The organism is Sphingomonas lacusdianchii, assembly GCF_022664395.1.
GTDB classification, from domain to species: domain Bacteria; phylum Pseudomonadota; class Alphaproteobacteria; order Sphingomonadales; family Sphingomonadaceae; genus Sphingomonas; species Sphingomonas lacusdianchii.
The window spans coordinates 1-11760 of the sequence record NZ_JAKRET010000040.1 but is presented as its reverse complement, the minus strand read 5'-3'; the positions used below and the strand labels follow the sequence as shown (position 1 = coordinate 11760).

The 11760-nt window shown below is 61.6% G+C and carries 9 protein-coding genes and 3 pseudogenes; all 12 read right to left on the bottom strand.

Features of this window, described 5'->3' with window-relative positions:
• Positions 1 to 123: 123 nt before the first annotated feature.
• Positions 124 to 693 (bottom strand): DUF3800 domain-containing protein, encoded by a 570-nt coding sequence (locus MF607_RS21840; RefSeq protein ID WP_242122279.1) that lies wholly within the window; start codon positions 691 to 693, stop codon positions 124 to 126.
• Between the two features lie 484 nt (positions 694 to 1177).
• Positions 1178 to 2047: a trypsin-like serine peptidase gene (locus tag MF607_RS21835; RefSeq protein WP_242122278.1), complete on the bottom strand. Its 870-nt coding sequence runs from the start codon at positions 2045 to 2047 to the stop codon at positions 1178 to 1180.
• A 55-nt stretch (positions 2048 to 2102) separates the two neighbouring features.
• A complete protein-coding gene (locus MF607_RS21830) occupies positions 2103 to 3416 on the bottom strand; it encodes a hypothetical protein (RefSeq protein WP_242122277.1) in 1314 nt (437 codons plus the stop codon).
• A gap of 648 nt (positions 3417 to 4064) precedes the next feature.
• A pseudogene (locus MF607_RS21825) lies at positions 4065 to 4816 on the bottom strand (IS5 family transposase).
• Between the two features lie 44 nt (positions 4817 to 4860).
• Positions 4861 to 5040: a hypothetical protein gene (locus MF607_RS21820; RefSeq protein WP_242122276.1), complete on the bottom strand. Its 180-nt coding sequence runs from the start codon at positions 5038 to 5040 to the stop codon at positions 4861 to 4863.
• A gap of 35 nt (positions 5041 to 5075) precedes the next feature.
• Entirely contained in the window at positions 5076 to 5342 is a 267-nt protein-coding gene (locus MF607_RS21815) for a hypothetical protein (protein WP_242122271.1), read from the bottom strand.
• Positions 5343 to 5345: 3 nt separating this feature from the next.
• On the bottom strand, positions 5346 to 5555 hold the full coding sequence (locus tag MF607_RS21810; RefSeq protein WP_242122269.1) for a hypothetical protein: 210 nt from the start codon (positions 5553 to 5555) through the stop codon (positions 5346 to 5348).
• A 76-nt stretch (positions 5556 to 5631) separates the two neighbouring features.
• Complete coding sequence (locus tag MF607_RS21805) at positions 5632 to 6555, bottom strand: ArdC family protein (protein ID WP_242122267.1); 924 nt, start codon at positions 6553 to 6555, stop codon at positions 5632 to 5634.
• A gap of 468 nt (positions 6556 to 7023) precedes the next feature.
• On the bottom strand, positions 7024 to 7494 hold the full coding sequence (locus MF607_RS21800) for an Abi family protein (RefSeq protein WP_277926046.1): 471 nt from the start codon (positions 7492 to 7494) through the stop codon (positions 7024 to 7026).
• Positions 7487 to 8253 (bottom strand): annotated as a pseudogene (locus MF607_RS21795) (IS5 family transposase). The gene MF607_RS21800 and the pseudogene MF607_RS21795 overlap by 8 nt, the downstream one beginning before the upstream one ends.
• 83 nt (positions 8254 to 8336) lie before the next feature.
• The gene (locus MF607_RS21790) at positions 8337 to 10022 is read right to left on the bottom strand and encodes a HEAT repeat domain-containing protein (RefSeq protein WP_242122257.1); all 1686 of its coding nucleotides are present in this window, start codon (positions 10020 to 10022) and stop codon (positions 8337 to 8339) included.
• Between the two features lie 324 nt (positions 10023 to 10346).
• Positions 10347 to 10624 (bottom strand): annotated as a pseudogene (locus MF607_RS21785) (integrase core domain-containing protein); the annotation flags it as partial.
• Positions 10625 to 11760 lie beyond the last annotated feature (1136 nt).

Below are 11760 nucleotides of genomic sequence, written 5' to 3'. Positions count from 1 at the left end.
CATGATCTCCACCTCACGCAGCTTGCCGATGATCTCCTCCGGCTTGTGCTTCTTCGCTGGCATTCGTCGTCCCTTCCTTGATCCAGACTGTCATAGTCGATGGACCACTCAGAAGGGGGCAGCTCAGAGCCCCCAGCTAATGACATAGGCGACGATATCGGCCGTCTGGATGAGCGTCGTCAGATCGCTATGCACGAAGAACGGTTCGGGAATGATGAGCCGCGAACGGCTTCTCCCGTTGCGCGTGTTCACGAAGTAGCTCTTCACTTGGCCGAGCAGAATATGGGCGGCGCTGCGATCCAGCTCGTCGAACGCCAGATAGCCCATCGGATCGCCGGGCAGGCCATTGAGGAAATAGTAGAACCGTTCGAACAGAAAGGCGTAATCCTTGCGGAGGGCGTCGTCTCGCGCGGGGCGGGGTGCCTCGCGGGGCACGATCGTCGCAAAAACCCTCGCACCATGACGCCGCGCCAGTTTGAGGCTGAAGCGGCAATATTCGACCTTGGCCTGGCCAAGCGCCGTCAGACGCGCCTTGGTAACGGCCGTTCCGTCGATCAGTAGTTCGCGCGCGAGCCGTGTCCGCTCGACATGTTCGATCGCGTCGAGCTGGGCGGCGTGCTTGAACGTCTTGCGGTCGAGCAGTTTCTGGGCTTTCGCCTCGCGCTCAAGCTCACGTCGCCGACGATTCCGCACGCGAGCACACGCCGCGCGGCCTCGGCATAGGCGCCGGCGAAGACAAGGTGCCGATCGCCGCGCTTGATGGTGGACCGGGACATCACGACCGCTTTGACCCCCGCTGTTGCTCGGTCTGCGATGACGTATGCCGTGCGATCGACAGGAGGTCCGCCATGCTCGCGCGACCGCCTCTGTTTCCAAAGGGCACAATCGTTGTGACCGAATGGCGGGCACTATCCGCGCTTTATTTGCGACTACGCGGACGCGAGGGGCGGCGGTGAGCCGGACATAAGCGTTCGGTCCAGCCTCAGCCGCCTGAAGGCGGAACGTCCGCTTTCCCCCATCAGCCGCCGCTATCCGAAGATGATCGCGGCCTCGATGCCGACTTCGTCATCGCCGACAATGATCGAAGATTTTCGTTCCGCGATCGCGCAGCAGGAAGAGTGGGACGGCCCACGCTATGCCACGTCGGGAGGTAGCATCGCGCCGGAGCGACACGGATCTAGGCGAATTGGGCGAGCAGGTCGAACAGTCCGTCGTCGATCCGGCGAGCGCGGTTGATCCGGTCGCTGCCATAGGTGTGAATGCCCACCACCACCCGTTTGTCACCGAACAGGGCGAAGATTGGCGATCCGCTCATCCCGCCCTCGGTATCGAAGGCGTAGAGGAGGAATTGCGGCGCAGCCTCCTCGACCCGGCCACCGTTGAAATATTGCGTGCGCGGCGAGCGGTCGCCCGGATAGCCGCTGACGTTTACGAGAAGCGGGACGAGCTGTGCATCCGAGTAGCTGGCGAACCCGAACCAGCCCAGCCGCATGCCCACGCTCGCGTCGTCCAACATGATCACACCGAAGTCGAGCGCTGGATCGGTACTTCCGGCGAGCCACGCCGGATCACAGTAGGTCTGGCTGGCCGCGACGGTGCCGAACGGAGCGATGGACCCGTCATAGCCTGGCGAGATCAGGATTTCCCGCGCGGGCCCGTTATCAGGGTGCCGGATATTGTGTCCGGCCGTGCCGAGTGCCTTTGGGCCAAGGAACCATGCCGTGCCCAAGGCGCGGCGGCCGTTCGCATAGGTGATGCTCAGCATGGCGATCGCCCGCCACGGAAGCCGCGTCGTGTCGCCGACTGGCACTCGGTCGTCCCGTCCGATGACGTTCTCCAGGACGAACCCTTCTGACGCCAGCCGCTGTCCCGGCGCCGGCGCTTCCGGAAACAGTCCCTGGTTGCGCGCGACATAGGCGTCGAACCCTTCGACCCGCTCCAGCGAGCTCGCACCGTTGGTCTCGACCATCCGCCCGACCCGCAGCCTGGCAGAGGGCAGGACGCCGTCGGCAGTCTCTTCGATCGGCGGCTGAACCGGCGGCAGCATGGTCGCAAGGATGGTGGTGCCGGCGCTGAGATCGCGCCGGGGCCTGCTGGCCGGCCTAGAGGGCTTTGCCATCGGGCTTCGCACCGGCTGGTTGCTGCGGTGACACCGGCGCCGCCTGGCCGTCGCCCTGCGGCGACACCTTGCCGTCTGGAGCGCCATTATTGACTGGCGTAGTCGGGTTATTCACGAGCCCGGTGGACCGCGCGCTGCCGCCGATCGACAGCCCCGGGACTGGCATCTCGAGCAGCGCGGTGCCGCCGCCCTCGTCGGCGCTCTCCGCCTTGGCCTTCGCGTCCTCCTGCGCCTTCTTCCACGCCAACTCATCATCCAGCGCCGTCTTCCGCTTCTTGAAGGTCGACGAGAGTTCATCGAGATAGGCGCCGACCAGTGTTGCCGGCAGCAGCAGGATCGCCGCGACCTCTGATGTGCGCACAACCTCGCGCTTGGTGAGGATACCATGATCGAGCGTCAGTGTCGTCTTCACGTCGGCGAAGCCCGACCGAGACACCGGAATCGCCACAGGGTCGGATTGGTTCGGCAGATGGAGCACGGGCGTCTCCCGCCGTCGTTTGCCCATCGTCGCGATAATCGAGGCCGGGACCTGGACCGGGACGCACACGCCGACCCGGCAATCCGCGCTGGAGGTCCGCGCACCTTGGGGCAGCCGGAACGGCGCGAAGCCGGCGACCCGCATGGCGAAGTCGGAAGGCGTCGGCGCAAGCAGCATCTTGGTCATGACGGGATTGGGCGTCGCATTGTCCAGCTCCCGCAGCTTGTCCAATCCGACCGTGTCGATCGCATCGCGGATGATGGCCGAGGCGCGCGCAACTTCGACGCAGCTGGCGGGATCGAACCGGACCGACTTCAGCTCCTCGTCATTGCCTTCGACCTGAGACTCGGCAGTGAACGATGCAACCGACTTGGCCAGATTGCCAAGCGCCTCGGTCGTCTGCTCCTCGGTGTCAGCGACCGTGCTTTTGAGGAGAGACCGCTCGGTCTCGATGGTGATGGTGTCCTTGTGGAAGCCGGTGATGCGGTGGCTGAGGATGAAGGGGCCGACCGACGAAGGAGGGGTCTGGGTGCAGCCGGCTGTTTGAACGGTGAGAGGCGCAGGATTTTCGGCCAGGGTCGCGCCCGTGTCGGCGATGATCTCGGGCTGATCGATGACAACGCGCAATCCCTTGGTCGGGCTGGCGATAAGCCGCGCAGTAAGAACCGCCCGCGGCAAATAATAGACCTCGCCGCGGTTCCGGCCGGCCGCAACGTCCGCAGAGGACAGCGACTTTACATCCGAACTAGACAGGGCGGGACCGCAACCTGCCAGCAGCGAACAAGACAGCACAATCAGCGGTGCAGCGATTTTGGCCATTGCCCCCCCCCCGGGTCAGTGAGCGAACGCTTAAGCACTGGCCCGAAGCGAGGAGACTCGCGCGTTCAACGCCGAGGGCGAACACAACATTCCATGCCAATTCGCCCAGCGCAAGTTATTGAAGGTGAGAAGCCGCCAAAAAGAACATTAATTTGATTTTCTAGGAACGGGCAGGCTTTCGACGGACAAAGCTCTCGCCTCAGATAGCCTCTTTTTTGAGGTTCGAGACGGGCGGGATTGTCCTATCGTCGATGCAATATTTCATCGCCGTCATTCCCCGGCAGCGTAGCTGAGGGCTTTGGAGGAAGCCGTACGCGTGGTTCGGCCGCCCGCCCTGTCGCGCAGCCGGTTCGATTCCGTCCCGTGGGGGCTGGATACGCTCCTTCCGTCTTTTCTGGGACATCCACGATCTCGAGGGCTGCATCAGGCCGGACAGCCAGGGAGCCGGGACATTTGAGAATGAATGATTCTACATTTATGCAAAGGGTGAGACCGACCGGCTCTACAAGCGCACCTGCGAACTGCTGAAGGCGAAGAATGCCGTCAAGCGATTGACGCGTGCAGAAAATCGGCCGCTTAACGAGGACGAACGTCTCGCTATCATGATCACGCCGGCCGCTGTGCGCGTGTTTTAGGGTTGAGACTCAATCAGAGCCAGAATGCGATCGCGGTTGCGATGGCGACGCCTGAGAGGAAATTGGCGGCGAGTTTGTCGTATCGTGTGGCGACCCGGCGGAAGTCCTTGAGACGGCAGGAGGCGTTCTCGATCAGGTGGCGGCCGCGGTATCGTTCCTTGTCGTATCGGATGGCTCGTTTCCGGTTTCGCCGCCCCGGAATGACGGGAACGGCTCCGGCGTCACGTAGCGAACGGCGCAACCGGTCGGCGTCATAGCCCTTGTCAGCAAGGAGGTAGCGCATGCGACCGGCCCGTTCGAGGAGCGCAGGCGCCGCCTTCACGTCGCTGACGTTGCCGGCCGTCAGCATCAGCGCATAGGGACGACCGATGACATCAGTGAGCGCGTGGACTTTGGTCGTCCAGCCACCGCGCGAGCGGCCGATCGCCTGGACCTGGCGCCCCCTTTTCCGCCGAAGGCCGCGCGTTGCGCCTTGATGTAGGTGCTGTCGATCGCGGTACTCTTCGTGACCATGCCGACATCTACCAGCGCGTCGAGCAGCCTGAGCCAGAAGCCACGGCGCGACCAGCGGTTGAACCGGTTGTAGATCGTCGTGGATGGCCCGTATTCGGCCGGGCAATCGCACCAGCGGCAGCCAACCTTCAACACGTGTACGATCCCGGAGATGACCCGCCGGTCGTCTACCCGCCGGGCACCGGGCTGGTTCTTCGGCAGATGCGGCTCGATCGCCGCCCACGCTTCATCCGACAACCAGAACAGCGCCATCCCTCAATCCTCCTGGTCCACCCGACAGTGAATCAGCAAAACCCTCACCCCTCAAGATACTGATTGGGTTTCAACCCTAATACCATCGGCGCAGCGCCCCAAAAAACAAAATTACCGAGGACAGTCCAGAGCAGGCCCCAATGTGCCAGCGCATATAACATTAAAAAGGCCAGCCCTCCGGCGTAAACGAAATAGTCGAATAGCTTGAATACTGACCGTTTCATCGGTTTCGATACCCTTCCTTGCTCCGATTATCATATCACACTGGCGAATGCACGGTAACGAGCGGCGGATCGTCGATCGGCTTGACGTCGCGTAACTCCACCATCGCAATCTTCTCGGCCCGTTCTGCGCCGACCGGATCAAGATAGACATAGGTGTGGTCCGCAAAGACGGGACTGCACAAACGCCAGATGACACCCTTGCGACCGACCCAGCGTTCGGCGTGCCCAGCATAGGAGGCGAATGATCCGACGATACGGACCCGTTGCGCGATGCGCAGCCAGTTCGCTGCCCCCTCAATCACGGCCTAGCGCTCCTCGGGCGTCAACGCGGGTCGGCCGATGCCGAACGTCGCTTGAGGATCGCGCGAGATGCGTGCCAGCTTCTCGGCGACAGGTTCGGGCTGCCAGTCCACGACCGGGCCGGGCTTCGCGCGGTGCATATGCGTAACGGGCTTCGCGCCGAACAGATCGGGTTGAACCCCGATTAGCCGGCGCGCGAACGTCGCCTCGTCCACGGTTGCAATGCTGGGATCATAGACCAACCGGCTTGCGACCGCCCGGCCCCCTCGAGGCCGGTGTCGTCGTCCTCGGTCATGCCGCTTCCTCCAGTTCGGGGGCGGTGTCGATCGCCATGCGGCTCAATAGCCAATCGGCTGCGGCCTGTGCCTGCGTCGCAGCGGTGAAGATGCAGCGCTTGTCGTTGCGCAGCGCCTGAAGCCAGTTCGCCAGATAGGCGGCGTGGTCCTCGCGGTCGTGCAGCTTTATGCCGATCGCGCCGCTGACGAATGCCGCGCCGAGTTCGGCCACCAGTTCCTCGCGGGCATAGTCCTCACGTTTGGTCGACAGGAAGTTCGGCCGGGCGAGCCGATCGACATGGCCGGTCGCATGGCAAAGCTCGTGCGCGAGGGTCGAATAATAATCATCGCCGGTGTGGAAGTCGGCAAACTTGGGCATGACGACATGATCGTCGCTGGGCGTGTAATAGGGCTGCGATCCCCGATGATGCACAGTAACGGGAACGCGGGAAAAAAGGGCATCTAGCTCGGCGTCGCGTTCGTCGGGATTGGTCGCGGTGATGATCGGGGCGGGTGCGGGATATTTCGCCTCAATGCCGTCGATCTGTTCGGCATTGAAAACCGTGTACCGCTTGAGAAAAGCGATCTGCTTTTTGCCGTCGTCGCCGCCCTGCTGGCCCTTGTCGGCGTCCACCTCGATCTTGTTCGCGTAAACGACAGTCGACCCCTTTTCGCCCTTTCGGACGCACCCGCCTAGCGCCAATGCCTGCTTGAAGGTCAGCCAATGCGGCGAGGCGTACCCCTTCGTCATTGCCACCACCCAGAGGGTCAGGACGTTGATCCCGCGATAGGGCGCGCCGGTCGAACGTAGCGGGATGTTGGGCGTGGAAGCACCGTTCCACGACTTCGACCAAGGCCGGGTGCCAACCTCTAGCATCGCCACCATCTGGTCGGTGATTTCCTGATAGACGTCGGCCCGGTTGTCGGTGATCCGTCCCATGTCCTTTCTCCTTTCCTTTCAGGCTGCAAGCCGGTCGCAAACAGCAACCGGCTCTGCCTTTCCGGCGAGGAACGGGATGGGGAGGGAGGGCGAGAATCTCGCCCCTGGCGCGGGCGAGCCGCCTAGCGCGGCCGACGCACCGAAAGGGCGTCGGGAGCCGCGGTTGGCGGATTACACGGGGGGCCTGATTGTCGTTCGGGAACGAAAGGGCAGCCGCCCTTGGCGTTCCCCTGCGCCAGCGGGCCTCCGGGGGAGGTCCGCGCAGCGCCTCGCAGATGAACGTTGCGCCCTATAGGCACGGCCATAGGTGTGCCACGTGGCACACCTTACGCGAGGATCGTCACCCAGCAGGGCCGAGACACCCGCCATGGGTGGCTCGGTCGGCACGCGATCGTGCCGATAGAGCCGTGCCCGTCAGGGTCGCGCCGAACGAGAAGCGTAACCCATCGCACTCCCCTGCACCTGCGATCAGGCCCAGATGGCTTCCCGATCCCAATTGAGTAGGAAACCGCCCTGTGCTGGGTCAGCATAGGGCATGGCTGGAAACGCCTGCCAGTGCGCCTTCATCCTCGCGCTCCATGTAATGCCCGGTGCGATCTGCTTGACGAGATACGCTGCCACGGCAGCAGCGCCGTAGACACGATCCCTCCGCGCTACGGGCGCTCCGATGTGGTCCATGGTTGTAGCCTCATGGGGACGTGGCACCTGGGGCAGGTTGATGATGCCGGTGTTCCACAATCGCGCATGGTGTGCCGAGATGTTACGGACGAATGCCAGCGTCCTGATCCAGCTCACGAAAGTGTTTGGTAGGAGACCGTAGCGGTTTGCGATCACGGTGCGATCGTTGGGATGGGCCATTTCGAGCAGCCACGACAACGTGCCGAAATCCCAGGTCTCCACTGCCATCCAGATCGGTAGCGGCGAGCTATAGCTAGGCATCGTGGACAAAGGGTAGCCAGAGCAAAACTGATGCGAGGCTGACGAAGCCGATGTAGGATTCGGCGGTTTTGTCGTACCGGGTGGCGACCCGCCGCCAATTCTCGAGCTTGTTGAACAAGCGCTCGACCTGGTTGCGCCAGCGGTATTTGACCCGATCATGCGCAGCGGGGTTCCGACGGTTGCGCCGAGCCGGGATCACCGCCTTGACATCCATGCTGGTCAGGATGTCGCGAACCGCGTCGCCGTCATAACCCTTATCCGCAAGCAGAGCGTCGATCCGGTCGGCGATCATACGCATCAGTGGTCCGAAGCCTTGCGTGTCATGCGCCTGCCCCGGCGTCAGGACGAAGGCGAGCGGGCGACCTCTGACATCGCAACGGGCGTGGAGTTTGGTGGTGAAGCCGCCGCGCGATCGACCGAGCGCCTCGGCCGCACCAGTCCCTTTTTTATGCCCACGGCACAATGGTGTGCCCGGACGACGGTACTGTCGATCATGTCGGCGCGACCATCGCGTTCCACCGCACCGGCCAGCGTCTCCAGCATGGCGTCGAACACACCTGTCGTCGCCCAGCGACGGTAGCGGCGGAACACGCTGTTCCACTTGCCATATTCCTCCGGCAAATGCCGCCACTGCGCACCCGTCCGCGCGATCCACATCATGCCTTCGAAGAAGGGTCGGTTGTTACCAGCGGGTCGACAGCCACGTCCGCGCTCCGCCGGTAGCAGAGGCCCAATCAGCGACCATTCCTCGTCCGACAAACCGATCCGCTCGCCCAAGCCTGCCTCCAAATGGCAGCCTTGAATCAGTAGCAATTCATGCCGTCAAGCTTTGTCCACGATGCCTAGTAGAGTTCAGGTCTAGCCACTGCGCCAGTACGTTTGATCGCTACATCGCCTCTAGGCGTGCGAAGGATTATCACATCACGTTCGGTTACCACGATCCCCGTCACCATTGCCGGCAAGCGGATATTCCGCTTCAAACGGCCCGATTTTAGGTCGACTTCCCACAATCGCCCAAGATCCAAACTAAGATGCTGGATGCCAGAAAGGATGTAGAGCCTCCCTCCCCAAGAGAAGCCGCCGATCACATTGCCGGTCGCTAGACGAGAATGCCGAGTTACGTTAGCAAGCTGGAGGCTTCCGCCCCATTCGCCATTATTCGTGCCGACCAGCCAGCCCCCGTTCCAGGGTATGAGCAAGGACACCCTTCCGCCACCCTCTTGCATTGGTATAATCGCGGCCTTGGGAATTGCAGTCGTTGGCCCGAGAAGGTTGATCTTCCGCGCGCCAATGCGAGGGACCGGCAACTCGTCAACCGGGGAGCGTAAGACAAGCGGATCATTAGAAGTGGTGCCTTGCCAGCGCGGCTGATACTCAGCATGCTTTGGCCCATAGCCTTCGAGAAAACTCGGACGGGTAATCGCCTCATTTGACTTCGATGGTGCCACGTCACCGTTGATCCGGCGAAGCGCATGTTCGGCGCTGCGGCGCACGGCCATGTGCCAATGATCGCGTGCGGTACGAGCCAGTAGTCCCCGCGCCGACGTTGCGCGAAGGACACCAAGGGTTTGGGTCGTATTATAGGCTAACAACCATTCATCCTCGAAATCGACAGCGGTGCGCATCAAAGATGGAATGGCGGGAGCATACCCTACCCTTCCCAATGCCAGCGCTGCTTGTTCGCGAATTTCTGGATCGTAGTGGCGGTCGAGGAAGCTTTCGATTGCAGGACCTGCCATCCGCGCGCGGTCGCCGTACCTAGCTATGTCGCGCATCAAATCCGTCGTTTGCCAGGCGGAACTGGTGCCGTGCTTGGCATGCGCAATTTCGTTCAGCTGCCGGCGGTACTCCTCCAGCGCAATCGGATGACGCAGCCCCGCCAGCACGCGCAGTGTCCTTGTGCGCATCCTCTGGTTAGCTCCATACGTCACGAGCTGAGCGATAGGGGCGATACTCCAAGCCGGGTAAGCCGGTTGCAGCTGACCCAACAGATCATGAATACCGTCGCATGTTTTGTCATCTGTGCTCACCCGGCAGGCATCAATCCGGGACAATAACCGCGCTTTTAACTGCTCTCCGAAGCGAGGCAGTGCGCGCAAGACCTGCGAATTGGAAGAGGAGTCAGGATCTCGCTCGAACGCGAGCCACAGATAATCGAGCGCCTCGGATGTTCCGGTCGCAGCGATTGCCCGCGGCAACCAACCATTGCCACGGCGATTGGCAGCAATAAGCCTTGGCAGGTATCGCGGTTCGATCGTCGTAAACTGGGCCAGCGTCAGGCCTGCCACCCTTTGGATCCGCGCCTCCTTGTGGTCTAGCAGCGGCACCAAACGTTCGACTGCCGGTGCACCAAACCCAACCACCCGAGTCCTAAGCGCATCTTCACTTTGCGAACTTTCAGAAGCGGCGATCAGTTCGCCAATATAGTCATCGAGGGATTTACGGCTCGCGTCCTGCACCTGCGCGGCGGCGTGCGGCATCGTAGCTATAGCCACGACAAGAACAGCGGTAGCAAATATACGCTTCATTTAGGTCGCCAAGATTCAAGAGAGTGCGATCAAGTTCATAACGTTATGACACAGATCTGTGGATCGCCCAACGTGCTGGTTGTCGTTCCGGTATGCCGGACACCAGTGATGGGAATATAGTTCGTTGGTCATGCTAGGAGGTCATCGCGTATGACTCCCATCTCTCCATGACAAGGGGCATGCGCGGCTGCGCCGCCGGACTATGCGTTTGTCATTGAGGGAACCGAACGTCAGCGGACTAGGCGCGCGGGATGGTTCGGATTGCGGTGAACGAAGTCGTCAACGTCCATTAGCCGCGAAGGTAAAGGCTCCACTTCCGGTGATCTAGGTGTTTAGTCCCGGCATCTGGTGGATCGGGTTGACGATGAACCGGTCTGGCTCAGACGTCCAGATCTTGGCGATGTATTCGTAGGGTGCGAGGCCGCTGAGCGTCTTGAGCCGGCGGGCAAAATTATAGGCGGCCATGAAGTCGGCAAGGTGCGTCTGCAGGTCGTGGCTCTCGCAGTGAAGCGTTTGACGGTCGCCTCCTTGATGGTTCGGTTCATCCGTTCGACCTGTCCGTTGGTCCACGGATGGTTCGGCTTCGTCAGACGGTGCCCGATGCCGTTTGCCGCGCAGATCGTGTCAAAGCGCATCTGGCGCGACCAGGCCGTATTGCGGCTACGAGGCTGCTCGGCGAACTGGATGCCATTATCGGTCAGGATGGTGTGGATGCGGTAGGGTACCCGCGTCCGATTACGTCCACTATTGGACGTTCAGCAACAAGCCTAGCATGCCATTGCAAAGTGGGAGAAAATCGGATGCTCCGATATGCAATCGCCTTGGTCGCGGTCGCCGCGTCGATTCCGGCACCGGCTCGCGGGCAGGACTTTAGCGCGAGTTACCGTGTCGTTCATCGGGGTGGTGGCTTGGGGATATTCATCGACGAAACGGTGGTTTTCTCGGTGTCAGCCCAGCATCCTCGATGGGTTGCCGAGCGCACTAGGCGTGACAGCAACTGGTGTGGACGAAGGCTGCCGGACAAGGGCTGTATCTCGACAGTCACCGCCGCTCATGAGTGGATCGACGGTGAAAGGTGTCCCGAACTTCTCCGCTCGCTTCGAGCTTTGGCTGCCATTCGTCCGTACGGCTTTGTCGATCCGGAGCACGTGTATTTGACCATGGTGTCTGACACGCCGCTGCTGGAGGTGACTGGGCCATCGCCGAGCGCGGCGGGTGATGGAGCCAGCCTCAAGGTAGCGGCCTACAGCGGACCGTTCGTAGATTGGTGGAGGGACACACAAGTGAGCCTGAAAGGATGCTGGTCGAACCGCAATCCTAGTGCTCGTTAGTCGGTAGGGTCGGCGATCCACCAACTTCGATCATTCAGCGCTAGTCGGACGAGCGCTTGGTTCCAATGCGACCAATATACGGAAAACAGGTGTTTCCGAACTGCGACGGGGTGTCATTTACCGCTGACATACCGTGCCATTTAGCGCTGACGTTTACAAAATGCGCGGAAAAGGGAAGGGGCGCTTGCCTCGGCCTGGCTGTCTAAAAACCGATCGTTTGATAGACAGCAGCAGCGACCCGACACCCGATAGCGGCGCTGGCATCCTCGCGGGATGATGCTAGGCGGCGTGGACAAATTTGAGCCAGTATCGTGCGGTGGCGATGTGGACCATGCCGAGGAAGCTGTTGGCCAGTTGATCGTATCGGGTGGCGATGGCCCGATTGATCTTGAGTTGACCGAACATGC

Excerpts from the sequence above, each read along its gene's own strand:
- MF607_RS21835 (WP_242122278.1), bottom strand. The coding sequence starts at position 2,047 with ATGCTGCCGCCGGTTCAGCCGCCGATCGAAGAGACTGCCGACGGCGTC.
- MF607_RS21830 (WP_242122277.1), bottom strand. The coding sequence starts at position 3,416 with ATGGCCAAAATCGCTGCACCGCTGATTGTGCTGTCTTGTTCGCTGCTG.
- MF607_RS21820 (WP_242122276.1), bottom strand. The coding sequence starts at position 5,040 with ATGAAACGGTCAGTATTCAAGCTATTCGACTATTTCGTTTACGCCGGA.
- MF607_RS21805 (WP_242122267.1), bottom strand. The coding sequence starts at position 6,555 with ATGGGACGGATCACCGACAACCGGGCCGACGTCTATCAGGAAATCACC.
- MF607_RS21800 (WP_277926046.1), bottom strand. The coding sequence starts at position 7,494 with ATGCCTAGCTATAGCTCGCCGCTACCGATCTGGATGGCAGTGGAGACC.
- MF607_RS21790 (WP_242122257.1), bottom strand. The coding sequence starts at position 10,022 with ATGAAGCGTATATTTGCTACCGCTGTTCTTGTCGTGGCTATAGCTACG.